Source organism: Kineococcus aurantiacus, from assembly GCF_013409345.1.
Classification (GTDB): domain Bacteria; phylum Actinomycetota; class Actinomycetes; order Actinomycetales; family Kineococcaceae; genus Kineococcus; species Kineococcus aurantiacus.
Map to the genome: position 1 here is coordinate 3897298 of NZ_JACCBB010000001.1, position 24412 is coordinate 3921709.

Here is a 24412-nt window from a genome sequence, read left to right on the forward strand (position 1 = left end):
GTCACGTCAGCGGGACCGTCACGAGCCGGTCGTCGCCCTGCCTGGGGGTGCCGCGGAACGTGTTGGAGGTGAGGACCCACAACGACCCGTCCGGTCCCACCTCCACGGTCCGCAGCCGGCCCAGGGTGCCGTCGAGGTAGGCGTCGGGGGTCCCGGTGGGGCCGTCGGGGTTCAGCGGGACCCGCCACAGCCGCTGGCCCCGCAGGGCCGCGACGTACACGGCGTCGGGGGTGACGGCGACGCCGGAGGGGGAGGAGTCGGCCGTCGCCCACGTCTGCAGGGGCGCGACGTACTCCCCGCCGCCGTCCCCGGGGCCCTCCACCTCGGGCCAGCCGTAGTTCCCGCCGGGCCTGATGACGTTGAGCTCGTCCCAGGTGTCCTGCCCGAACTCCGAGGCGATCATCCGGCCCGTGGCGTCCCAGCCGAAACCCTGCACGTTGCGGTGGCCGTAGGACCACGTGCGCGAGCCCTGGAAGGGGTTGTCGGAGGGGATCGACCCGTCGGCCTCGACCCGCAGGACCTTCCCGCCGAGGGAGCCCACGTCCTGGGCGCTGGGCCGGTCCTGCGCGTCCCCGGTCCCGACGTACAGCTTGCCGTCGGGCCCGAACGCCAGCCGCCCCCCGTTGTGGGTGGTGTTCTTCGGGATCCCCGTCACGATCGGCGTGGCCTGCGTGAGGCGGTTCTGCACCAGCGTGTAGCGCACGACGCGGTTGTCGTCCCGCGCGGTCTGGTAGAGGAACACGTGCTGGTCGGTGGTGAACGCGGGCGAGACCGCGACGCCCAGCAGGCCGCCCTCGCCGGCGGGGGCGACGTCGGGGACCTCCCCGTCCGGGCCGTCGGTGCCCAGCACGTCGCGCACGCCCGGCCCCAGCCGCACGACGCGGGCCTGGTCCCGCAGCGTCACCAGCGCCGTCCCGTCCGGCAGCACCGCCAGCCCCCACGGGACGTCGAGGCCCGTCGCGATGTCCACCGGGGTGCCGGGTTTGCCGATGGCGGCGGCCCGCGGGTCGGGCACGGGGGCCGCCGCACCGCCGGTGGGGGCCGGCTCCGCGGACGAGGTCGCCGACGTGGGGGAGGGGGAGGACGCCCCGGGGGCGCTGTTCGAGCAGCCCACCAGGAGCACCCCGGTCAGGGCCACGGGGACGAGCGCGCGCGGTCCTCGGCTCACGGACCCATCCTCACCCGGCTCGGTACCGTGCGCGACGTGAGCCTCCTCGTCAGCGTCCCGTCCTGTTCCTGGGCCAGCGCCCTCGGTCCCGTCGAGGGCGCCGACGTCGTCGTCTGGGACGGGGCCGGCCCCCTGCCCGGGCCGGCCCCCGACCTCGTCGTGCCGCCGTACGTCGCCACCCCGGACCTGTCCCACCTGCCGGCCGGCACGCGCGCCGTGCAGCTGCTGACCATCGGGTACGACGGGGTCCCCGAGCAGCTGCCCGCGGGGGTGCGGCTGTGCAACGCCACCGGCGTCCACGAGACGTCCACCGCCGAGCTGGCCGTCGGCCTGGCGATCGCCGCGCTGCGCGGGATCGGCGACGACGCGCGCGCCATGGCGGCGGGGGAGTGGAACCCCTCCCGGCGCACGTCCCTGGCCGACCGCCGCGTCCTCGTCGTCGGCTGGGGCGGGGTGGGCCGGGCGACCGCGGCCCGGCTCGCGCCGTTCGAGTGCTCCGTGACCGCCGTCGGCACCCGCGCGCGCGTGCAGGACGGGGTGCCGGTGCACGCCGTGGAGGAGCTGCCCGACCTGCTGCCGCAGCACGACGTCGTCGTCCTGGCCTGCCCCCTGACGGAACGGACCCGGGGGCTGGTCGACCGGGGGTTCCTCGCCGCGCTGCCGGACGGGGCGCTGGTCGTCAACGTGGCCCGCGGGCCCGTCGTGGACACCGCGGCGCTGCTGGCCGAGCTGCGCGCGGGCCGGCTGCGCGCCGCCCTCGACGTCACCGACCCCGAGCCGCTGCCCGCCGACCACCCGCTGTGGACCGCCCCCGGGGTCCTCGTCACCCCCCACGTCGGGGGGAACTCCACGGCCTTCCGGCCGCGGATGCTCACCCTGCTGCGTGACCAGATCGCCCGGCTGGCAGCGGGTCGGGAGTTGCGGAACGTCGTCCGGTAGCCGTGTCGTAGCGGTCCAGCACGAGCTCGACCAGCGCCGGGTGCACGCCCAGGGGAGCGGTCACGAGGTCCGCCCCCACGGCGTCCAGCCGGGCCGAGAACACCCCCGGCGCCAGCAGGTAGCTGACGACGGCCACCGGGCCGGGGCCCGCGGCCGCCACGGCGTCGGCGACGGACGGTTCCTGCGCGGAGAGGAACCCCGTGGTCACGGGACGGCCCACGCGCTGCGCCAGCAGCTGCGCGGCCCGGGCCACGTCGGCCTGCGCCTGCGCGTCGGAGGACCCCGCCGCCGCCAGGACCACCGCCCCGCCGAAGCCGCCGAGGCGCTCGGCGAGGATGCCCGTGATGACCTCGTCGGGGCCCAGGGCGGCCGCGGCGAAGGCCCGGCCGTGGCCACGCTCCAGGGCCTGCGCGATGTCGACGCGCACGTGGTAGCCGCTGGACAGCAGCAGGGGCACGACCACGGCGTCCCGGCCGGGCCCCCCCTCGTCCCCGCCGGTGCACACGCGCTCGACCACGTCGGCCAGGAAGGGGCCGTGGACGTCGACGTGGGCGGCCTCGACCTCCAGCCCCGGCCGGGCCGCGCGGACGGCCGCGCGCAGCCCCTCGACGACCTCCCGGCCCGCGGCCGAGCGCGTCCCGTGCGAGCAGGCGATGAGCACCGGGGGCCGCGACGCGGACTGCGGCGCGGGGGTCACGCGACCACGTCCAGCCGGTAGCCGCGCTTGACGACGGTCCGCACCAGCCCGGCGTCGGGCAGCGCCGCCCGCAGGCGCCCGACGGTCACCTCGACGGCGTGCTCGTCGGCCGCGCCCGGCAGGACCGGCAGCAGGTCCTCCCGGCTGAGCACGGTCCCGCCGGCCCGGGCCAGCCGGCGCAGGACCGCCAGCGGCCCCGGGGCCAGCTCCAGCACCGTCCCGTCCAGGACGGCCGTCTGCGCGCGCAGCACCAGCCGCCCGCAGCCGGTCGTGACGTCGGCCACGGGGTGCGCGGCCAGGTGGGCCGTCAGGGTCCGCAGCAGCGCGCCCAGGCGCCACCGGTCGGGGATCAGCGGGTCGATCCCCTCCAGGCGCAGCGGCTCGGCGGTGACGTCGCCCACGGCGCAGGCGATGACGCCGTCGCGGAACCCGGCGACGAGGTCGTCGAACGAGCCGCGCTGGCGGGCGGCCTCCAGCAGCGCCACGGCGCCGGGGGCGCTGGTGAACGTCACGGCGTCCAGCGAGCGGGCCGCGACGAGGTCGACGAGCCGGTCCACGGCCCCGGGGTCGGCCGGCGGCAGCCAGCGGTACACCGACACCCCGCGCACCCGCGCCCCCGCCGCGACGAGGGGTTCGAGCTGCTGGACGTCGGCGGCCCCGTGCAGCTGCACGACGACCGACCGGCCCGCGACGCCCTCGGCGACGAGCCGCTCGACGGCCTCGGCCGTCTGCTCCGAGGCCGCCGACCACGTCTCGCGCAGGCCGTTGGCGCGGATGACGCCGGTGGCCTTCGGGCCGCGCGCCACGACCCGCGCCCGGCCGAGGGTCTCCAGCAGCGGGGTGGCCAGCCCGGCCGCGTCGGCGGCCTCGACCCACCCCCGCAACCCGATCCCCGTCGTGATGAGCACGTCGTCGGGCGGGTCGGCGATGACGTCGCGCGTCTCGGCCAGCAGCTGGTCGTCCTCGGTCAGCGGGACGATGCGCATCGTCGGCGCGTGGACGACGCGGGCGCCCTTGCGCTCGAACGTCGCGATCATGTCGCCCGAGCGGCGGTCGCTGGTGATGCCGATCGTCACGCCCAGGAGTTCGCTCACGAGTGCGGACGGTAGGGGAACGCGGCCCCCGACGCCATCTCCGCCCCCAGCGCCGCCACGGCGCCGACGACGATGACCGCGGGGTTGCGCACCCCCCGCTCGGCGGCCAGGTCCGCGATGTCCGCGAGCGTCCCGCGCGTCGTGCGCTGCCCTGCGCGCCAGCCGTTCTCGACGACCGCGACGGGGGTGGTGGCGGGTTTGCCGCCGGCCAGCAGCGCCGCGGCGATCCGGGGCAGCATCGTGACGCCCATGAGGAACACCAGCGTCCCCTCGACGCGGGCCAGCGCGTCGCCGTCGACCTCCTCGTGGCCGCTGACCACCGTGACCGAGCGGGCCAGCCCGCGGTGGGTCACGGGGATCCCGGCCGCCGCGGGGACGGCCAGGGCGCTCGTGACGCCCGGGACGACCTCGACGTCCACGCCCGCCGCGCGGCAGGCCAGGACCTCCTCCCCGCCGCGGCCCAGCACGTACGGGTCGCCGCCCTTGAGCCGCACGACGCGGCGGCCGGCGAGGGCGTGCCCGACGACGATCCGGTTGATCTCCTCCTGCGGCACGGGGTGGTGGTCGGGCGTCTTGCCGACGTCGACGACCTCGACGGCGGGGTCCAGCTCGTCCAGGACGTCCGTGGGGGCCAGGCGGTCGACGACGACGACGTCCGCCTCGGCCAGCCGCCGCCGCCCGCGCAGCGTCAGCAGGTCCACCTCCCCGGGGCCACCGCCGACGAGGGTGACCCGGCCCGGGCCCGGGCGGGTCCGGCGCAGCGGGGCCGCGCCGGAGTCCAGCCAGCGCGACAGCGCCTCGCGCAGGGCCGTGGCCCGGCGCGGGTCGCCCCCGGCCGTGGCCGAGACCGTCACCTCCTCGCGGCGCACGACGACGGGCGTCCACGCCGAGGACGCCGCCGCGTCGTCGGCCCGCACGCACCACACGTGCAGGGCCTCGGCCGCGGCGGCCACCGCGGCGTCCGCGGCGGGGTCGCCGGTGGCGGTGTGCGCGAGCCAGGCACCGGCGACGTCGGCGGGCTCGACCTCGCGGGCCTCCCAGCGCACGCGGGGCAGCAGGTCCCGCAGGTCCTCGCACAGCGCGGGGGCGACGACCAGGACGTCGGCGCCGGCGTCGGCCAGGTCGCGGGCGCGGCGGGCCGCGACGGGCCCCCCGCCGGCGACCAGGACCCGGCGGCCGGACACGTCGAGGTGCAGCGGGTACGTCACAGCGACACCTCCACGAGCCCGTCTGTGGTGACCCGACAAGGATGCACCGCGATCGGCCCCTCCCCGCCCGCGGACTCACCCGTGGTGAGGTCGAACGTGGCCAGGTGCAGCGGGCACACCACGACCCGCTCGTCGACCTGTCCGTCGGCCAGCGGCCCGCCCGCGTGCGGGCAGGCGGCCTGCACGGCGCTGACCCGGCCGCTGCGGTGCCGGAACAGCGCGACCTGCTCGCCGTCGACGACGTACGTCCGGCCCTCCCCGACGGGCAGGTCCTCGACCCGGCACACCGCCGTGGGGCTGGCGGTGGGGCTGGTGGTGCCGTTCACGAGCGCACCACCGGCATCCCCAGGGGCAGGGCGGGACGGAACTGTCCGGTCGTCACGGGTTCGGCTCCTTCCAGCCACGGGTCCCGGTAGTTGTCGACGGTGGCCTGCACGCGCTCGTCCAAACCCGCCGCCAGGCCGTCGGAGTCGTCCACCAGGACGTTGCGCACCCGCTCGATCCCCAGGCGGGGCACGAACTCGTAGGTGCGCTCCAGCCAGTTGCCCCACTCCCGGTAGAACTGGATGAACCGGCCCGTGAGGGTCAGGACCTCCTGCGCCGAGCCGACGGTGGCCAGCAGGTCGCCCTTGCGGACGGTGGCGCCCGCGGCCCCGCCCACGTAGACCTCCCACTTCCCGGCGCCGACGGCGACCACGCCGATGTCCTTGACGTACGCCTCGGCGCAGTTGCGGGGGCAGCCCACGACGCCCAGCTTGAGCTTGGCGGGGGTCTCGATGCCCTGGTAGCGGGTCTCCAGGTCGATCCCCAGCTGGGTGGAGTCGTCCAGGCCGAAGCGGCAGAAGTCGGACCCCACGCACGTCTTCACGGTCCGGAAGCTCTTGCCGTAGGCGTAGCCCGACGGCATCCCCAGGTCCTTCCAGACCTTCGGCAGGTCCTCCTTCGCCACGCCCAGCAGGTCGATGCGCTGACCGCCGGTGACCTTGACCATCCCCACGTCGTACTTGTCGGCGACGTCGGCGATCTTGCGCAGCTGCTCGGGGGTGGTGACCCCGCCCTTCATCTGCGGGACGACGGAGAACGTGCCGTCGCGCTGGATGTTCGCGTGGACGCGGTCGTTGATGTACCGGCCGTCGCGCTCCTCCTCGATCCCCTCGGGCCACATCATCCGCAGCAGCGACGTCAGGCCCATCTTCGACTTGGCGTCCTCGACGCCGCCGGGGGCCAGCTCGCGGAACACCGCCGAGACCGACTTCAGCCCGCGCTCGCGGATGGCGGCCATGAGCTCGGGCTTGGCCAGCGGGACGCCCGGCACGTACCAGTTGACGCTCTCGTCGACCGTCAGCTCGCCGCCGGCGGCCCACTCGGTGATCTGCTCGACGAGGCTCTTGCAGGACCCGCAGCCCTTGGCCGCCTTCGTCTTGCCCATCACCGCGGTCAGGGAGGTGCAGCCGCCGGCGACCGCGTCGACGATCTTCCCCTTCGTCACGCCGTTGCAGTTGCAGACCTGGACGTCGTCGGACAGCTCCGCCACCGAGGTGGCCTCGTCGGGGGCCCCCAGGTCGAACAGCAGGCTCATGCGCTCCTCCGGCAGCGGCAGGGCCTGGTCGAACGCCTGGGTGAGGAACGCCGTCTTGCGGACGTCGCCCAGGAGGGTGGCCCCCACGAGGCGGCCGTCGCGGACCACGACGTTGAGGTAGACGCCGCGGTGCGGTTCGGAGAACACGACGAACTCGTCGTCGTCGCGCTCGGGGCCCGGCAGGCCCATGGCCACGACGTCGACGCCGGCGACCTTCAGCTTCGTCGACGTGCGGGTCCCGTGGTACTGCGCGTCCGGCCGGGTCCCGGTGAGGTGGTCGGCCAGGACGCCGGCCTGGTCCCACAGCGGGGCCACGAGGCCGTACGTCTGGCCGCGGTGCTGCACGCACTCCCCGACGGCGTACACGTCGGGGTGGCTGGTGCGCAGGCGGTCGTCGACGACGACCCCGCGCTCGACCGCCAGGCCGGAGCGCAGCGCCACGTCCACGTTCGGGCGGATCCCGGCGGCGATGACGACGAAGTCCGCCTCCAGCACCGTGCCGTCGGGCAGCTCCACCCCGCTCACCCGGTCGGTGCCCAGCAGCGCCCGGGTGCGGACGCCGGTGTGCACCCGGATGCCCAGCTCCTCGATCTTGCGGCGCAGCACCCGCCCGGCCTCGGGCCCCAGCTGCTGGTTCATGAGGTGCTGGGGGGAGTGCACGAGGTCGACCTGCAGGCCGTGCGTGGCCAGGCCGTGCGCGGCCTCCAGCCCGAGCAGGCCGCCGCCGATGACGACGGCGCGCCGGTGGGTCCGGGCCGAGGCCAGCAGGGAACGGGCGTCGTCGAGGGTGCGGAACGTGAACACGCCGTCGAGGTGCAGCCCGTCCATCGAGGGGAAGAACGGCGTGGACCCCGTCGCCAGCAGCAGCGTGTCGTAGGGCGTCTGGCCGCCGTCGGCGTCGTGCACGACCTTGGCGAACCGGTCGACGCGGTCGACGCGCACCCCGGCGCGCAGGTCGATGGAGTTCTCCTCGTACCAGGACAGGGAGTTGAGGAAGATGCCCTCCTCGGTCTCCTCCCCGGACAGCACGTGCGAGAGCAGGATGCGGTTGTAGTTGCCGTACGGCTCGTCGCCGAACACGGTGATGTCGAACTGCTCGGCCCCGCCGCGTTCGAGGAGCTCCTCGACGGCGCGGATCCCGGCCATGCCGTTGCCGACGACCACGAGGCGGCGGCGGTGGTCGCGCTGGCGCGGGATGGCCGCTTCCACGGTCCCGGTCTCTTCGATGGTCACCTCAGACCTCCACGACGCCGAGGTCGACGACGACGGACCCGCTCAGGCCCTCGGGCGCCATGACCCGCAGCTCCAGGGTGGAGGGCGCCTCGACGTCCTCCACGATGCTCAGCGGGACGTGCACGGCGTCCTTGGCCCCGATGGGGAAGAGCCGCATGACGACCCCGTCGCGCAGCAGGGCCACCACCACGAGCTCCTCGGTGGGGTTGCCGCCGCGGAAGTAGACGGTCTGCGCGCGGTGGCCGTCGGGGACCTGCAGGCCCGCCAGGCCCTCGAGGGGGACGGTCTTCTCCAGGCCGGCGCCGGTGAAGGCGTACGTGCCCTGCAGGAAGCGGGGGGTCGAGCTCACGGTGTTCTCCTCAGATCTCGGCGCCGGCGAAGCGCTGGGCGCGGCCGACCTTGTAGACGGCGAAGGTCACGACGGCGCACACCGCGTAGAAGGCGATGAACCCGACGAGCGCGGGCTGCAGGGATCCGGTGCTCTTGATCGAGGCGGCGAACACGCGGGGGATGACGAACCCGCCGTACGCGCCGATCCCGGCGGCGATCCCGATGCAGGCCGCGGCCTTCCGCTTGGCCAGGACCATGTCCTCGGGGGCGACCCCGGCGCGGAAGATGGCCGGGATCATCCGGTACACCGCTCCGTTGCCGACGCCGCTGGCGATGAACAGGACGAGGAAGCTGGTGAAGAACCCGGCGAACGTCCCCGCGCTGAGGCTGGCGATGACGCCCAGCGCGCCGAGGGCCATGACGCCGTAGGCGACGATGCTCATGGTGGCCCCCGAGAACCGGTCGGCCAGCTTCCCGCCGCTGGGGCGCGCCATCGACCCGACGAGCGCGCCGAGGAAGGCCAGGGTCAGCGGGACCTGCGGCAGCCCCAGGAAGCCCCAGTTGAACGTGACCTGCGGGAACTCCCGGGTGATGAGGGTGGGGAACACCCCGGCGTACCCGATGAAGGACCCGAACGTCCCGATGTAGAGGAACGAGATGATCCACGTGTGCTTGTTGCGCACGGCGGCGGCGTACCCGGCGAAGTCGGCCTTGGCCGTCGACAGGTTGTCCATGTACCGCCACGCCAGCACCGCCGCGAGCACCGCGAGCGGGATGACGACCAGGCCCGCGCGGTCCAGGGCCAGCCCGCCGCCGATGACCACGATGATCGGGACGACCAGCTGCACGACGGCCACGCCGAGGTTGCCGCCGGCCGCGTTGAGGCCCAGGGCCGCGCCCTTCTCCCGCTCGGGGTAGAAGAACGAGATGTTCGCCATGCTGGAGGCGAAGTTCCCGCCCCCGACGCCGGCGGTCGCGGCGACCAGGACCATGAGCCAGAACGGGGTGTCGGGGTTCTGCACGACGACCGCGAGCCCGGCGCACGGGACGATGAGCAGCAGGGCCGAGACGATCGTCCAGTTGCGGCCGCCGAAGCGCGGCACCGCGAAGGTGTAGGGGAAGCGCAGGGTGGCCCCCACCAGGTTCGGCACGGCGATGAGCCAGAACATCTGGTCCTCGGACAGCGAGAAGCCGGACTTGTTCAGCGACGGCGTGACGATGGTCCACAGCTGCCAGACGGAGAAGCCGAGGAACTCGGCGAAGATGGACAGCCACAGGTTGCGCTGGGCGACGCGGCGTCCGGTCGACTCCCACTGCGCGACGTCCTCGGGGTCGTGGTCGTCGACCCAGCGGCCGGACCGGGGGACCGGGGTGGTGCGGGTGTCGAGGGTCATGGCGGCAACGTAGGCACGCTGCGTTACGGGCGGTGGCGTCCGCCGTTGCGGTCGCGTCACGTTGTCCTCACGGCTGCGGGGCGGGGCTGTGAGGAGAGCGCACCACGGGCGCAACACGGGGGAAACGGCGGTGCAACGGCGCCCTTGTGTACTGCCGACGTGAGCGGCCCCGAGGTGACGACCAGCGTGCGCAGTGCCTGCTCCTACTGCGGGGTCGGGTGCGGTGTGGTCCTCGACGTCGCCACCGACCCCGAGACGGGCCGGCGCACCCTCGCCCGGGTCTCTGGGGACCGCGAGCACCCCGTGAACCGGGGCCGGCTGTGCACCAAGGGGGCGACGAGCGCCGCCCTGGTCACCGCGCCCGGGCGGCTGGAGACCGCGCAGGTGCGCGACGAGCGGGGCGGCCCGGCCCGGCCGGTGCCGCTGGAGGAGGCCGTCCGCCGGGTGGCCGACCGCTTCGCCGCGACGATCGCCGAGCACGGGCCGGACTCGGTGGCGATCTACGTCTCGGGGCAGATGTCCCTGGAGGCGCAGTACCTGTCCAACAAGCTCGCCAAGGGCTTCTGGCGCACCAACCAGATCGAGTCCAACTCCCGGCTGTGCATGGCCAGCGCCGGGACCGGCTACAAGCAGTCCCTCGGCGCCGACGGCCCGCCGGGCTCCTACGACGACTTCGACCACGCCGACGTCTTCCTCGTCGTCGGCTCCAACATGGCCGACTGCCACCCCATCCTCTTCCTGCGGATGATGGACCGGGTCCGGCAGGCCGGCGCGAAGGTGATCGTCGTGGACCCGCGGCGCACCGCGACGGCCGAGGCGGCGGACGTCTTCCTGCCCGTCCGGCCGGGCACCGACCTGGCGCTGCTCAACGGCCTGCTGCACCTGCTGGTCGAGCTGGGGGCCGTCGACGAGGACTTCGTGGCCTCCTCCACGACGGGCTGGGAGGCGATGGCGCCGCTGCTGGCCGACTTCCCCCCGGCCCGGGTGGCCGAGCTGACGGGCGTCCCCGAGGCGGACCTGCGCCGGGCCGCCGAGCTCATCGCCGGGGCCGGGAACTGGGTCAGCTGCTGGACGATGGGGCTCAACCAGAGCGTCCACGGGACCTGGAACACCAACGCCCTGGTCAACCTGCACCTGGCGACCGGGGCGATCGGCCGTCGCGGCAGCGGCCCGTTCTCCCTGACGGGCCAGCCCAACGCCATGGGCGGCCGGGAGATGGGGTACATGGGCCCGGGCCTGCCGGGGCAGCGGTCGGTGCTCGTCGAGGCCGACCGGGACTTCACCGAGAGCGTGTGGGGCCTGGAGCCGGGGACGCTGCGCACCGAGGTCGGCACCGGGACGATCGACCTGTTCCGGCGCATGGCCGACGGGGAGGTCAAGGCCTGCTGGATCGTCTGCACCAACCCCGTCGCCTCCGTCGCGAACCGGTCCACCGTCGTCGAGGCGCTGGGGCGCTGCGACTTCGTCGTCGTGCAGGACGCCTTCGCGGACAACGAGACGACCCCCCACGCCGACGTCCTGCTGCCCGCGGCGCTGTGGGCCGAGTCCGACCAGGTCGCCGTGAACTCCGAGCGCACCATGACCCTGCTGCCGCAGGCGGTCGACCCCGTGGGCGAGGCGAGGCCGGACTGGGAGGTCATCGCCCGCGTCGCGCAGGCCATGGGCTTCGGGGACCAGTTCGCGTACGGGTGCGCCGCCGACGTCTTCGAGGAGATCCGGCGGTTCTCCAACCCGCACACCGGCTACGACCTGCGGGGGGTGGACCACGACCGGTTGCGCGAGGGGCCGGTGCAGTGGCCCGTGGCCCCCGACGGCCCGGCCCGCAACCCCGTGCGCTACCTCACGGGCGACGGTTCCCTGCGCTTCCCGACCGCCAGCGGCCGGGCCGTGTTCTGGCCGCGGCCGTTCGTGCCGGCCGCGGAGCTGCCCGACGACGAGTTCCCCTTCGTCCTGAACACCGGGCGCCTGCAGCACCAGTGGCACACGCTGACCAAGACGGGCAAGATCGCCAAGCTCAACAAGCTGAACCCCGGCCCGTTCGTCGAGGTGCACCCGCAGGACGCCGAGCGCCTCGGCGTGGCCGACGGGGACCGCGTCGAGGTCGCCTCGCGGCGCGGCCGGGCGGTGCTGCCCGCGGTCGTCACCGACCGGGTGCTGCCGGGGTGCTGCTTCGCCCCCTTCCACTGGAGCGACGCGTTCGGGCAGGACCTGGCGGTGAACGCCGTCACGAACGACGCCGTCGACCCCGACAGCTTCCAGCCCGAGCTCAAGGTGTGCGCCGTGCAGCTGACCCGCGTCCCCGCCGAGGTCCCCGCCGAGGTCCCCGTGCAGGTCCCCGTGCAGGCGCCCGCGCGGGTCCCCGCCGCGTCCGGCCCGCCGGTCCTCGACGACCGGCAGGAGCGGTACCTCGCGGGGTTCCTGCACGCCCTGGGCGAGGCGCCCGGCTTCACCCCGGTGCTGCCGGACTCGGCCCCGTTCCCCGCGGCCGAGCGGGCGTGGGTCGACGGGTTCCTCGCCGGGACGTTCGCCGCCCGCCCCGCCCCCGGCACCGCCCTCGCACCCGCCTCTGCACCCGGTACCGCGGTCGCCGAGCCCGAGGTGCTCGTGCTCTACGCGTCCCAGACGGGCTCGGCCGAGGAGCACGCGCGCTCGGCGGCCGCGGTCCTGGAGGCCTCCGGGGTGCGGGTGGGCGTGCGCGGGATGGACCAGGCCGACCCCGCGCGGCTGGCGCCCACGACGCTCGTCGTCTCCAGCACCTTCGGCGACGGCGGGCCGCCGGACAACGGGGAGTCGTTCTGGGACAGCCTGTCCGCCCCCGACGCCCCGCGGCTGGACGGCAGCCGGTTCGCCGTCCTGGCCTTCGGGGACTCCAGCTACGCCGACTTCTGCGGCCACGGCCGGCGCCTCGACGAGCGGTTCGCCGAGCTCGGCGCGCAGCGGCTGCTGGACCGCGTGGACTGCGAGCCGGGGGAGGACGAGCGGGCCGCGAGCTGGAGCGCGACGATCGCCGGCCTGCTGGGCCCGTCGGCCACGTCGGCCACGTCGGCGCCGGCGGCGGCCCCGGCGATCCCCGCCCAGCGGTCCGCGGCCCCCGCGGCCCCCGCGCGCCCGACCCGCAAGGACCCCTACGTCTCCCGCCTGGTGCGCAACGTGCGGCTCAACGCCGAGGGCTCCTCCAAGGAGGTCCGGCTCTTCGGGTTCGCCCGCGACGCCGGCCTGGAGCACGAGGTGGGGGACTCCCTGGGGGTCTGGCCCGTCAACGACCCCGCCGTCGTGGAGGAGGTCGCCTCGCTGACCGGGCTCGACGCCGGTGAGCTGCGCGACCTGGACGTCACCCGCCCGTCCCCGGACCTGCTGCGGTTCGTCGCCCGGCACTCCCGGCAGGAGGGGCTGACCCCGCAGTGGTGCCGGGGCCGCCAGACCGCCGACGTCCTGCGGCACTTCCCCGTCGGGGCCGAGCCCGCCGAGTGGCGCAACCTGCTCAAACCCCTGCAGCCGCGGCAGTACTCCATCTCCTCGGCGCCGGAGGTGAACCCCGACGAGGTGCAGCTGACGGTGTCCGTGGTGCGCTACGGCGACCCCGTGCGGCACGGGGTCTGCTCCACGTTCCTGGCCGACCGCGCCGACGGCCGGGACCTGCGGGTCTTCGTCCAGCCCTCCCCGGCGTTCCGCCCGCCCGCCGACCCGTCCGTGCCGATGGTCATGATCGGGCCCGGGACGGGGGTCGCGCCCTTCCGGGGTTTCCTGCAGCACCGCCGCGCCCACGGGGCCACCGGCCCGAACTGGCTGTTCTTCGGCGAGCGCAGTTCCCGCACCGACTGGTACTACCGCGAGGAGTTCGAGGGCTGGCGCGAGGACGGTCTGCTCACGCGCCTGTCGCTGGCCTTCTCCCGCGACCAGCCCGAGAAGGTCTACGTGCAGGACCGGGTGCGCCGGCACGGCGAGGAGCTGTGGCGCTGGATCGCCGACGGCGCCCACGTGTACGTCTGCGGCGACGCGGCGCGCATGGCCCGGGACGTCGACGCGGCGCTGCGCGAGGTGGTGGCCGAGCACGGCGGGATGGGCGCCGAGGACGCCGCCGCGTACGTGCGGGCGATGGCCAGCGGCAAGCGGTACGTGCGCGACGTCTACTGAGGTCCCCCGGGTCCCGCGGGGCCGCGGGAGCCGGTGGCAGGCTGGGCCCGTGCAGATCGACCTCCTGGGCCCCCTGCGCGTCCGCACCGCGGACGGCGCCGAGGTCCCCGTGCCCGGGACGCGGCTGCGCCGGCTGCTCGCCGAGCTCGCCCTGCGCGCCGGTCACCCGGTGTCCACGGACCGGCTGGAGGAGCTGCTGTGGGCCGGGGAGGGACCCGGCGGTCCCGGTGCGCTGCAGTCGCTCGTGTCCCGGCTGCGCCGCACGCTGGGGACCGGGGCCGGGACCGGGGCCGGTGTCGTCGCCGGGCCGGCCGGGTACGCCCTGCACGGGGTCGCGGTGGACGTGCCGGAGGTCGAGGCGGCCCTGGCCCGGGGGCGGTCCCTGCTGCGCGCCGGGGCCTGCGAGGAGGCCGACGCGGTCCTCACCGCCGCCCTCGCGCGCTGGCGCGGCCCGCTGGTGGACCTCACCGACACCCCCGACGCGGTGCGCCTGGAGGAGGCGCGCCTGGACGGGCTCGCCGACCGGGCCGAGGCGCGCCTGGTGACCGGGGCCCTGGACGGCCTGGCCGCCGAGCTGGAGGAGCTGGTGCGGGCGCACCCGCTGCGGGAGCGGTTCGCCGAGCTGCGGGTCCGGGTGCTCACGGCCTCGGGCCGGGCGGGGGAGGCGCTGGCCGCCTACGAGCAGACCCGGCGGCTGCTGGCCGAGGAGCTGGGGGCCGACCCCTCGGCCCCGCTGCGCGAGGCCCACCGGCAGGCGCTGGCGGGCGGTGGTGCCCCGGCGCGGCCGGCGCCCCCGGTGGCGGTGCCCGGCGCCCTGACCTCCTTCGTGGGCCGGGCCGCCGACGTCGCGCGCGTCCGCGAGCTGCTCGCCGCGGCCCGCTGCGTCACCGTCGTCGGTCCCGGGGGCGCGGGCAAGACCCGCCTGGCCGGTGAGGTCGGCGCCCTCGCCGGCGGGACCGTGCACGTCGTGCCCCTGGCCCCGGTCGCCGAGGGCGGTGACGTGCTGGGCGCCGTCGCGGCCGTCGTGGGGGCCCGGGACACCGGCCGCGGGCTGCGTCCGCTGCGCGGCGACACCGACCCCTGGACGCGCGTCGTCTCCGCGCTGGCCGCGCCCGGGAACCTGCTGGTGCTGGACAACTGCGAGCACGTCGTCGACGCCGCCGCCCACCTCGTCGAGAACCTGCTGCGCTCGTGCGCGGGGCTGCGGGTCCTGACCACCTCCCGGGAGGGCCTGGGCGTGGAGGGGGAGGTCCTGCACCCGCTGGGGCCGCTGCCGCCAGAGGCCGGCGTCGAGCTGTTCACCGACCGCGCCCGGGCCGTCTCCCCGGGTTTCACCGCCGACGGGCCGCACCGGGAGGTCGTCGAGCAGGTCGTCACCCGGCTCGACGGCCTGCCGCTGGCCCTGGAGCTGGCCGCGGCCCGGTTGCGGTCCATGAGCCCGGCCGACCTGCTGGACCGGCTCTCGGACCGGTTCCGCGTCCTGACCGGCGGCCGCCGCACGGCGGTGGCCCGGCACCGCACGCTGCGCGCCGTCGTCGACTGGAGCTGGGAACTGCTGGCTCCCGACGAGCAGGCCCTGCTGCAGCGGCTGTCGGTGTTCCACGCCCCCGTCCCGGTGGAGGCCGCCGCGGCCCTCGCCCCGGACCTGGGGGACGAGCTGACCGTGGCCGACCTGCTGGGCTCGCTCGTGGAGAAGTCGCTGCTGCAGCTGCGGCCGGGCCCGACCGCGCGGTACGGGCTGCTGGAGACCATCCGGGAGTACGGCGCGGAGCGGCTCGCCGCCTCCGGGGACGCGGAGAAGGTGCTGGAGGCGCGGACGCAGTGGGCGCTGGGCGTCAGCGAGCGCGCTTCGGCGGGGCTGCGGGGCGGCGACCAGGTGCAGTGGTCGACCCGGCTGGACGCCGAGTCCGAGGACCTCCTCGCCGCGCTGCGCCACCTCGTGACCACCGGCCGCTCGCAGCCGGCCCTGCGGCTGGCGCTGCCGGTGGCCGTGTGGTGGACCGCGCTGGGACGGCACGCCCAGGTGCGCGAGTGGCTCGCGGTGGCGCGCTCGGGCGCGCCGACCGGGGGACCGGCCGCCCTGGCCGCCGAGGGGCTCGAACTGGTCAACGGCGTCATGGACGGTGCGGGGGAGTGGGGACCGACGCGGGCGCGGATGCGGGAGCTGCGCGCCGAGCTCGCGCAGCTCGGCCCGGGCGAGCGGGACGTGCTGACCCTGCTGCTGGTGGTGTTCCTCGAGCGGTTCACCGACGAGACCGCCGCACCCGCCCCCGCCGAGCTGCGCGACGACCCGCGCGTGGCGGAGTTCCTCCGCGCGGCCGGTTCGGACCCGTGGGCCGAGGCGCTCGTGCAGCTGATGTTCGCCGCGGCCGCCGAGAACGTGGGCGACACCGCGGCCATGTCGCAGTCCGCCGCCCGCGCGGCGGCGGGGTTCGCCGCCGTGGGGGAGAGCTGGGGGAAGGCCGGGGCCCTGCGGCTGCTGGCCCAGGGGCGCCTGTACGACGGTGACCTGGACGCCGCCGAGGACCTGTACCGGCAGGCCGGTGACCTGGTCACCCCGTTCGGCAACGCCGACGACGAGGTGCAGCTGCGCATGCGGCTCGTCGACGTCCTGCAACGGCGCGGCCGGCTGGAGGAGGCCGTCGCCCAGCTGCAGCGGATGGAGGCCGCCGCCGGGACCGCGTCGGCCACCACCCGCACGTGGCTGGTCATGACGCAGGTCGGGCTGCTGCGGGCGACGGGCCGAGCCGAGCGGGCGCGGGAGGTCGTCGACGAGCGGCTGGCCGCCCGCCCGGCCCGCACCTCCGGCGGGGTGTGGGGTCACGAGCGCGCCGGGCTCCTGACGGTGCTGGCCCACCTGCAGCTCGACGCGGGGCAGGTGCCGCAGGCCGGGACCACCCTCGTCGAGGCCCTGGAGTTCGCGCTGGGGACCTTCGACATGCCCATCGCGGCCATGACGGCCGTGGCGGTCGCCCGCTGGGTCCTGGCCACGGGCGACCCGCGGGGCGCGGCGCGGCTGCTGGGCGTGGCCGCCGGCCTGCGCGGGGCCGACGACCGCACCGAGCCGGAGATCGCCCGGGTCCGCACCGACCTCGACCGCGTCCTGCCCCCCGGGGAGTTCGAGGCGGCCTACCGGGGCGGCCGCGACCTGGCGCGGGAGGAGGCGCTGGCCGGTCTGCGCGCGGTGCTCGCCCCCGCCGGCCCCGGGGCCCGTCCTCAGGCGCGGCGGGAGTAGGCGCGCAGCGCCAGCGGGACGAACACGGCGAGGAACACCGCGATCCAGCCGCCGGTCCAGGCCAGGTCACCGGCCACCGGACCGCCCAGCAGCAACCCGCGCACCACCCCCACGAGGTGGGTGACCGGGTTCACGTGCACGAAGGACTGCAGCCACCCGGGCATCGTCGCGGTGTCCACGAACACGTTGCTGCCGAAGCTGAGCGGCATGACGAGCAGGAACATCAGCCCCTGCACCGCGCCCGGGGTGCGCACCAGGAGGCCGACGTACACCGAGATCCAGCAGAACGACAGCGCGAACGCCATCGAGACCCCCAGGGCGGCCAGGGTCGGGACGAGGCCGGTCTGCACCCGGAAACCCAGCAGGCACGCCGCGCCCGTGGTGACCGCGAAGAGGATCAGGTACCGCACGACGTCGGCCAGCACGGCCCCCACGAGCGGGGCCGACCGCGCGATGGGCAGCGACCGGAACCGGTCGAAGACGCCCTTCTGGATGTCGGAGTTCAGGTTCTGCCCCAGCGAGACACCGGCCAGGGCGATCGACTGCGCCAGCAGCCCCGGCAGCAGGTACTGCAGGTAGCTGCCGCGGTCCCCGCCGCCGAGGGCGCCGCCGAAGATGTACGTGAACAGCAGCAGGAAGATGACCGGCTGGACGGTCACGTCGATGAGCGCCTCGGGGGTCCGGGCGGTCTTGACGAGGTTGCGGACCGCGAGCGCGCCGGCGTGCCGCAGGGCGCGCAGCGGGCGGGGTGCGGCGGGGCTGGGGGTCGTGGGGGTGGGGTGTTCCAGGACGGCGCTCACGCGGCGACCTCCTTCTCGTTGCGGTCTCGGGTGCGGTCCTCGTGCTGGGTGAGGGTGGAGAAGACCTCGTCGAGCGTGGGCAGGTGCAGCGACAGCTCGCTGAGGGCCACGCCGCGCCCGGCCAGCGCCGACACCGTCGTCCCCACCACGGCCTCGTCCAGGACGGGCACGGAGAACCCGCCGGCGGGCAGGGCGGTGGGTTCCTCGGAGGAGACCGCCGCGAGCAGGGACCGGACGACGGGGGCGTGGGCGGCGTCGGCGGGCACCACGGTCAGGGTGCGGTTGCCGGCCTGGCGCTTCAGGCCCAGCGGGGTGTCGTGGGCGATGACGCGGCCGTGGTCGATGACGGTGATCTCGTCGGCCAGCTGGTCGGCCTCCTCCAGGTACTGCGTCGTCAGCAGGATCGTCGACCCCTCCGCGACCAGGGTGCGCACGACGTCCCACATGGCGTCCCGCTTGGCCGGGTCCAGACCGGTCGTGGGCTCGTCGAGGAACACCACGGCCGGGCGCCCGACGAGGGAGGCGGCCAGGTCCAGGCGGCGGCGCATCCCGCCGGAGTAGGTGCCGGCCGGGCGCGACGCGGCGCCGGTGAGGTCGAACCACTCCAGGAGCTCGTCGGCGCGCCGCCGGGCGTCGCGGCGGGACAGGTCCAGCAGCGCCCCGATGAGCAGGAGGTTCTGCCGGCCGGTGAGGTCCTCGTCGACGGAGGCGTACTGGCCGGTGAGGCCGATGGTGCGGCGGACGGCGGCGGCCTCGCGGACGACGTCGTGACCGCCGATGCGGGCGGTGCCGGAGTCGGGGCGCAGCAGCGTGGCCAGGACCCGCACCGCGGTCGTCTTGCCCGCCCCGTTGGGGCCGAGCACGCCCAGGACCTTGCCCTCGGCCACGGCGAGGGAGACGCCGTCGAGGGCCCGGGTGTCACCGAATCGTTTGCGCAGGCCGTCGGCCTCGATCGCGTAGGTCATGGCAGGACCGTCGCCGGGGCCGCTGGCGCGGCGCTGTCACCCCGCTGGCGCGCGCTGGCGCTTCCTGGCACGGGCCGGCACCGGGTACCATCGGGCCGTTTGGGCTCTTCGCCCCGCGGGTGCTCCTCGCCCCGTCCCCGCCTCACCTCGAGAATCGGATCCGATGGACAAGCTCACCCTGCTCCAGGTCAGCCACCGCTACGACGTCGACGTCGCGACGCTGCACTCCCTGGTCGGCCGCGGGGCCCTGCCCGCCCCGACGTGGTCGGACGGCCGGCTGGGCTGGGAGGCCGCCGACGTGCGCGCTTCGCTGCGCAAGCTGGGGCTGCAGCGCTCCTGAGGGCCCCGCTGCCCCGGCTGCCCGCCTTCGCGGGGCGGCTTCGAGGCGGGCTCGGCGGTGAGTGCCGCGGTGGTCCGTGGCCGGACCGGTGACGACAGGTCGGAGAGGGCACCGTGGCAGCCGAAGTGCACGAGTCCGCTCACGGGGTCCCGAACCTCGTGCTCATCGACCGTGACCACCCGCCGGCGGTCGACCGGTCCGGTCAGCACCGGGACGGTCCGGTCGCGCTCCTCGTCGAGGTGCTCTCGCCGTCGCACGAGGCGACGGACCGGGTCCGCGACCTCCACGACCACGCGGCGGCCGGGTGCCCGGAGCACTGGGTCTGGAGCCGGCGCCCTGCGCCGGAGTCGCCGTGGGGTCGGGCTGTTCACGTCTTCACCCTGGTCGGGGACGCCTCCGTCCTCGACCAGGTGATCACCGGCACCGCTGAGCTGGACCGGTGGGGGATCACCGTGGACGTCGAGGCGCTCCTGGCGGGCTGAGCCTCAGGTCGAGTCCCGCGCCACGAACCGGTGCGGCACGACCCGCACCGGGTCCCCGGCGCGCCGCTCGCTGAGCTCCACGACGAGGTCGAGGGCGGCGCGGGCCACCTCGGCCAGGTCGATCGCGAGCGTCGACAACCGCGGGGTGACGAACTCCCCGACGGCCAGGCCGTCGACCCCGACCACCTTCACCCGCTCCGGGACGCCCACGCCGTCGCGGGCCAGGTCCCGCAGCAGCCGGAACCCGTCGAGGTCGTTGAACGCGACGAGGGCGTCGGGGTCCAGGTCGCGCAGGTCCGCCCAGCCGGCCTCGCGCGGGGCCGCGACGGGTTCGACCCCCGCGGCGCGGAACGCCGCGGTGAACGCCCGTCCCCGCGAGGTGGAACCGGGCAGGTCCATCACCACCGGGCGCCGGACACCGCGGCCGAGCAGGTGCCGCACGGCGTCGCCGGTCGCGGTGGCCCGTTCCAGCTCGACCCGCCCGTGCCCGGGCTGGACGCGCGGCGGGTCGATCTCCACGACGGGCAGGTTCGGGGCGCCGGGACCGGGCCGGTCCAGCGCCAGCCCGGTGAACCCGACGACCGCGTCGGCGCCCCCGACCAGGTCCGCCACCGACCCCGGTTCGGCCATGACGACGTTCCAGCCGCGGTCGGCGGCCAGCCGCAGGACCGTGGAGGCCAGGTCGGCGTAGTACGGGTTGGTCAGGTCCCCGACGAGCAGCCCGAGGGTGCGGGCCGAGGGTTTCACCAGGCCCCGGCCGAACCGCGAGGGGTGGTAGTTCAGCTCCCGGGCCGCGGCCAGCACCCGCTCGCGGGTGGCGGCGCTGATGCCGGCCATGTCGTTCACGGCCCGGGTCACGGTCTGCCGGGAGACCCCGGCGGCGCGCGCCACGTCCACGATGGTCGCGGCGCGCGCCGGCCCGGGGGTCCCGGTGGGTCCGCTCACCCTTCGCGCAGGTCCAGCCACGCCACCTGCTGCTCGGTCAGCTCGACCCCCAGCCCGGTCATCGACGAGCGCGCCTCGGCGATCGTGCGCGGGCCGAACAGCGCGAACACCTCGAACGGCTGGGCCAGCACGAACGCCAGGGCGATCGCGGTGGCGGGGACGCCGAGTTCCCGGCCGAGCTGCTCCGCGCGCGCCTTGCGCTCGAAGTTCGCCTCGGAGTAGTAGCAGCGGACCAGTTCGGCGTCGCTGGTGTCGTCGGCGTCGGCCCGGGCGAAGAACCCGCGGGCCTGCGAGCTCCACGGCAGGAGCGCGATGTTCCGCTCGGACAGCCACTTCTTGGACCCGGGGTCGGTCACGTGCCGGCACCCGGCCCACGGCACGTCGTAGGCCTCGGCGAGCCCGAAGTGGTTGGACAGCACCGAGAACGGGCGCTTGCCGTTCTTGGCGGCGTACTCGTTGGCCTCGTCGACGCGGGCGGTCGACCAGTTCGACCCGCCGTAGACCGTGATGCGCCCGGCGGAGGCGTGCTCGTCGAGGACGTCGACGAACTCGCCGACGGGGATGTCCTCGTTGTCGCGGTGCATCATGTAGATGTCGGCGTGGTCGTTGCCCTGCCGCTCGAAGGACTCGAACAGCTGGCGGGTCAGCGACTCGGGGTCGCAGTGCGGCGTGTGGCAGCCCTTGACGATGACGTTGACGTCGGCGCGGATCCCGCGGTTGGCGATCCAGCGGCCCAGCAGCCGTTCGTACTTGCCCATGCCGTACACCCACGCCGTGTCGAACGTGTTCCCGCCGGCCTCGACGAACGCGTCGAACACGGCCGAGGCGTGCGCGAGGTCGGGCTGGTTGTCGCAGCCCATGACCAGGCGGGAGACCTCGCGGTCCAGGCCGGGGATGCGCCCGTACCTCATGGCCGTCGGCTCGGTGCGCCGCAGCGGCAGGCCCGAGACGGTGGGGATGTCGGCGGTGTCGGTCTCGAACGGGTAGCGCAGGCCGATCGCGTCGCGCCAGCGGTTGAGCAGCGCGTTGACGGCCAGGGTGTCGTCGAGGGTGAACGCCGGGGTGGCGTCGGAGACCAGCGCCTTCGCCTCCAGGGCGTAGGCCTTGTTCGCGGGCAGTTCGGGGTCGAAGGCGAAGGTCTCCGGCTCGGCGCCGGGGCGGGTCAGCACGACGCGGGGGTCCCCGAGGATCGTCCACGGGTCGGGCAGGTGGACGGTGCCGGCCGAGCCGTACACGGTGACCGACTGCGGTTCGGCCAGCCCGACGCCGGTGCGCGCCGAGGCCGTGATCCCGCCGGCGAAGGTGAGGGAGGCCACGGCCCACTCGTCGACGCCGGTCTCCCCGACGGTGCCCTGCGCGGAGAACCGCTCGACCGCGGCCGGGTGGCCGAGCGCGGCCCCGGCCACGAGGTGCGCGGCCGAGACGGGGTAGCCGCCGACGTCGAGGATCCCGCCGCCGGCGAGGTCGGCGTCGTACAGGCGCCCCTCCTTCTTCCCGGTGGCGAAGGAGAAGCTGGCGTCGACGTGCTGCACGGTGCCGATCGCCCCGCTGCGGACGAGGTCGAGGGTCTTCTGGAACTGCGGGTGGTGGGCGTACATGTACGCCTCGAGCACGTGGACGCCGGACCGGCGCGCGGCGTCGACCATCGCCATGACGGTGCCGTGGTTGGGCGCGAAGGGCTTCTCGACGAGGACGTGCTTGCCGGCGCGCAGCGCCGCGAGCGCGAGCTTGGCGTGGGTCACGTGGACGGTGCTGACGTAGACGGCGTCGACGTCGTCGCGGGCCAGGACCGCGTCGTAGTCGCCGACGAAGGCGTCGGGGGCGAACTCGGCCGCGAATGCGCGGGCGCGCTCGGTCCCCGCGGGGGTGGGCGAGCTGCCGACGGCGACGAGCTCGGCGTCGGCGTGGGGGAGCTGGGAGGCGAACCGGTGGGCGATGCCACCGGGGCCGAGCACGGCCCAGCGGGTGGGGGTGGGCATGAGGCGCTCCTTCGGGCCGGGGGAGGGCCGTGAACGTTCACGGCCCGGTGAACGCTAATCGCCGCTCCCCGTCCGGTCAACGGGCTGAGCCCGGCGGGCGCGATCTAGACTCCCGCCGTGAGCGTCGACATCAAACCGCGCAGCCGCCAGGTCACCGACGGGCTGGAGGCCACCGCCTCGCGGGGCATGCTGCGAGCCGTCGGCATGGGGGACGACGACTGGGAGAAGCCCCAGATCGGGGTCGCGTCCAGCTGGAACGAGATCACCCCGTGCAACCTGCCGCTGGACCGCCTGGCCAAGGCCGTCAAGGACGGCGTCCACGCCGGCGGCGGCTACCCCCTGGAGTTCGGCACGATCTCCGTCTCGGACGGGATCTCGATGGGGCACCAGGGGATGCACTTCTCCCTCGTCTCCCGCGAGGTCATCGCCGACTCCGTCGAGACCGTCATGAGCGCCGAGCGCCTCGACGGCTCGGTGCTGCTGGCCGGCTGCGACAAGTCGCTGCCGGGCATGCTCATGGCCGCCGCCCGCCTGGACCTGGCCAGCGTCTTCCTCTACGCCGGCACGATCCTGCCCGGCCGGGCCAAGCTGTCCGACGGCAGCGAGCACGAGGTCACCCTCATCGACGCCTTCGAGGCCGTCGGGGCCTGCGCGCGCGGGCTGATGTCGCGCGAGGACGTCGACACCATCGAGCGCGCCATCTGCCCCGGCGAGGGCGCCTGCGGCGGCATGTACACCGCCAACACCATGGCCGCCGCGGCCGAGGCGCTGGGCATGTCGCTGCCCGGCAGCGCCGCCCCGCCGGCCACCGACCGTCGTCGCGACGGGTTCGCCCGCAAGTCCGGCGAGGCCGTGGTGAACCTGCTGCGCCGGGGGATCACCGCCCGGCAGATCCTCACCAAGGAGGCGTTCGAGAACGCCATCGCCGTCGTCATGGCCCTGGGCGGGTCCACCAACGCCGTCCTGCACCTGCTGGCCATCGCCTACGAGGCCGAGGTCGACCTGACCCTGGCCGACTTCGACCGCATCGCCGGCAAGGTCCCGCACCTGGGCGACCTCAAGCCCTTCGGCCGGCACGTCATGGTCGACGTCGACCGCATCGGCGGCATCCCCGTCGTCATGCGCGCCCTGCTCGACGCCGGGCTGCTGCACGGGGACGTGCTGACGGTCACGGGCAAGACCATGGCCGAGAACCTCGCCGACATCGCCCCGCCGGACGTCGACGGCGTCGTGCTGCGGGCCCTGGACGACCCGATCCACAAGACTGGCGGCATCACGATCCTCACCGGCAACCTCGCCCCCGGTGGCGCGGTGGTCAAGAGCGCCGGCTTCGACTCGGAGGTCTTCGAGGGCACCGCCCGCGTCTTCGAGCGCGAGCGCGCCGCCCTCGACGCGCTGGAGGACGGCACGATCTCGGCCGGCGACGTCGTCGTCATCCGCTACGAGGGCCCCAAGGGCGGCCCGGGGATGCGCGAGATGCTCGCCATCACCGGCGCGATCAAGGGCGCCGGGCTGGGCAAGGACGTGCTGCTCATGACCGACGGCCGCTTCTCCGGCGGGACGACGGGCCTGTGCGTGGGGCACGTGGCCCCCGAGGCCGTCGACGGCGGGCCGATCGCCTTCGTGCGCGACGGGGACACCATCCGCCTCGACGTCGCGAACAAGACGCTCGAGGTCCTCGTCGACGACGAGGAGCTGGCCGCCCGCCGCGAGGGCTGGCAGCCGCTGCCCCCGGTCTTCACGCGCGGGGTGCTGGCCAAGTACGCCAAGCAGGTCCAGTCCGCCTCCGTCGGGGCCGTCTGCCTCTGACGCACCGCGCGCCGCGCGCCGGGCGGGGCGGGGTGGGGTGGGGTGGGATCGTTGTGACAACGCTCGCGATGACCGCGAGCG

Annotated in this window: 18 protein-coding genes; 6 read left to right on the forward strand and 12 right to left on the reverse strand. The window is 75.3% G+C overall.

Annotated features, from left to right (window positions below):
* Position 1: 1 nt before the first annotated feature.
* Positions 2–1168 carry a PQQ-dependent sugar dehydrogenase gene (locus BJ968_RS18710; RefSeq protein WP_179754386.1) on the reverse strand — a complete coding sequence of 389 codons (1167 nt, stop codon included), beginning with the start codon at positions 1166–1168 and terminating at the stop codon, positions 2–4.
* A 36-nt stretch (positions 1169–1204) separates the two neighbouring features.
* On the opposite strand from BJ968_RS18710, the gene BJ968_RS25020 reads away from it, so the two are divergent.
* Entirely contained in the window at positions 1205–2107 is a 903-nt protein-coding gene (locus tag BJ968_RS25020; protein ID WP_179754388.1) for an NAD(P)-dependent oxidoreductase, read from the forward strand.
* On the opposite strand, the gene BJ968_RS26930 is transcribed toward BJ968_RS25020, so the two are convergent.
* Genes BJ968_RS26930 through BJ968_RS18750 form a run of 7 tightly spaced genes read right to left on the reverse strand, consistent with a single transcriptional unit; the run spans position 2040 to position 9642 of the window.
* Positions 2040–2804 carry a CbiX/SirB N-terminal domain-containing protein gene (locus BJ968_RS26930; RefSeq protein ID WP_218885160.1) on the reverse strand — a complete coding sequence of 255 codons (765 nt, stop codon included), beginning with the start codon at positions 2802–2804 and terminating at the stop codon, positions 2040–2042. The genes BJ968_RS25020 and BJ968_RS26930 overlap by 68 nt on opposite strands.
* A complete protein-coding gene (locus tag BJ968_RS18725) occupies positions 2801–3898 on the reverse strand; it encodes a uroporphyrinogen-III synthase (protein ID WP_179754390.1) in 1098 nt (365 codons plus the stop codon). The genes BJ968_RS26930 and BJ968_RS18725 overlap by 4 nt, the downstream gene beginning before the upstream one ends.
* Complete coding sequence (gene cobA / locus BJ968_RS18730; protein ID WP_343078127.1) at positions 3895–5106, reverse strand: uroporphyrinogen-III C-methyltransferase; 1212 nt, start codon at positions 5104–5106, stop codon at positions 3895–3897. The genes BJ968_RS18725 and cobA overlap by 4 nt, the downstream gene beginning before the upstream one ends.
* The gene (locus BJ968_RS18735; RefSeq protein WP_343078128.1) at positions 5103–5432 is read right to left on the reverse strand and encodes a Rieske (2Fe-2S) protein; all 330 of its coding nucleotides are present in this window, start codon (positions 5430–5432) and stop codon (positions 5103–5105) included. Before BJ968_RS18735 ends, cobA begins: the two co-directional genes overlap by 4 nt.
* Positions 5429–7912, reverse strand: a complete 2484-nt coding sequence (nirB, locus tag BJ968_RS18740; RefSeq protein WP_343078271.1) for a nitrite reductase large subunit NirB — start codon at positions 7910–7912, stop codon at positions 5429–5431. The genes BJ968_RS18735 and nirB overlap by 4 nt, the downstream gene beginning before the upstream one ends.
* A 7-nt stretch (positions 7913–7919) precedes the next feature.
* Positions 7920–8267 (reverse strand): molybdopterin oxidoreductase, encoded by a 348-nt coding sequence (locus tag BJ968_RS18745; protein ID WP_179754394.1) that lies wholly within the window; start codon positions 8265–8267, stop codon positions 7920–7922.
* A gap of 10 nt (positions 8268–8277) precedes the next feature.
* Complete coding sequence (locus tag BJ968_RS18750) at positions 8278–9642, reverse strand: MFS transporter (protein ID WP_179754395.1); 1365 nt, start codon at positions 9640–9642, stop codon at positions 8278–8280.
* A gap of 159 nt (positions 9643–9801) precedes the next feature.
* On the opposite strand from BJ968_RS18750, the gene BJ968_RS18755 reads away from it, so the two are divergent.
* A complete protein-coding gene (locus BJ968_RS18755) occupies positions 9802–13776 on the forward strand; it encodes a bifunctional nitrate reductase/sulfite reductase flavoprotein subunit alpha (protein WP_343078129.1) in 3975 nt (1324 codons plus the stop codon).
* Positions 13777–13825: 49 nt separating this feature from the next.
* Positions 13826–17011, forward strand: coding sequence for a BTAD domain-containing putative transcriptional regulator (locus BJ968_RS18760; protein ID WP_179754398.1), 3186 nt, complete (start codon positions 13826–13828; stop codon positions 17009–17011).
* Here the strand turns inward: BJ968_RS18760 and BJ968_RS18765 are convergent.
* On the reverse strand, positions 16993–17811 hold the full coding sequence (locus BJ968_RS18765) for an ABC transporter permease (RefSeq protein WP_179754400.1): 819 nt from the start codon (positions 17809–17811) through the stop codon (positions 16993–16995). The genes BJ968_RS18760 and BJ968_RS18765 overlap by 19 nt on opposite strands.
* Positions 17808–18776, reverse strand: coding sequence for an ATP-binding cassette domain-containing protein (locus tag BJ968_RS18770; RefSeq protein ID WP_179754402.1), 969 nt, complete (start codon positions 18774–18776; stop codon positions 17808–17810). The genes BJ968_RS18765 and BJ968_RS18770 overlap by 4 nt, the downstream gene beginning before the upstream one ends.
* 163 nt (positions 18777–18939) lie before the next feature.
* Between BJ968_RS18770 and BJ968_RS18775 the strand changes: the two genes are divergently transcribed.
* A complete protein-coding gene (locus tag BJ968_RS18775; protein ID WP_179754404.1) occupies positions 18940–19116 on the forward strand; it encodes a hypothetical protein in 177 nt (58 codons plus the stop codon).
* 113 nt (positions 19117–19229) lie between these two features.
* Entirely contained in the window at positions 19230–19598 is a 369-nt protein-coding gene (locus BJ968_RS18780) for a Uma2 family endonuclease (protein WP_179754406.1), read from the forward strand.
* A gap of 3 nt (positions 19599–19601) precedes the next feature.
* On the opposite strand, the gene BJ968_RS25925 is transcribed toward BJ968_RS18780, so the two are convergent.
* Complete coding sequence (locus BJ968_RS25925; protein WP_218885162.1) at positions 19602–20543, reverse strand: substrate-binding domain-containing protein; 942 nt, start codon at positions 20541–20543, stop codon at positions 19602–19604.
* Complete coding sequence (locus BJ968_RS18790) at positions 20540–22522, reverse strand: aldo/keto reductase (protein WP_179754408.1); 1983 nt, start codon at positions 22520–22522, stop codon at positions 20540–20542. The genes BJ968_RS25925 and BJ968_RS18790 overlap by 4 nt, the downstream gene beginning before the upstream one ends.
* A 117-nt stretch (positions 22523–22639) precedes the next feature.
* On the opposite strand from BJ968_RS18790, the gene ilvD reads away from it, so the two are divergent.
* Entirely contained in the window at positions 22640–24331 is a 1692-nt protein-coding gene (gene ilvD, locus BJ968_RS18795; protein WP_179754410.1) for a dihydroxy-acid dehydratase, read from the forward strand.
* Positions 24332–24412: the final 81 nt, after the last annotated feature.

Bases quoted from the DNA above. Each gene is read 5' to 3' on its own strand.
- BJ968_RS18770 (WP_179754402.1), bottom strand. From the start codon at position 18,776: ATGACCTACGCGATCGAGGCCGACGGCCTGCGCAAACGATTCGGTGAC.
- BJ968_RS18790 (WP_179754408.1), bottom strand. From the start codon at position 22,522: ATGCCCACCCCCACCCGCTGGGCCGTGCTCGGCCCCGGTGGCATCGCC.
- BJ968_RS18750 (WP_179754395.1), bottom strand. From the start codon at position 9,642: ATGACCCTCGACACCCGCACCACCCCGGTCCCCCGGTCCGGCCGCTGG.
- BJ968_RS18775 (WP_179754404.1), top strand. From the start codon at position 18,940: ATGGACAAGCTCACCCTGCTCCAGGTCAGCCACCGCTACGACGTCGAC.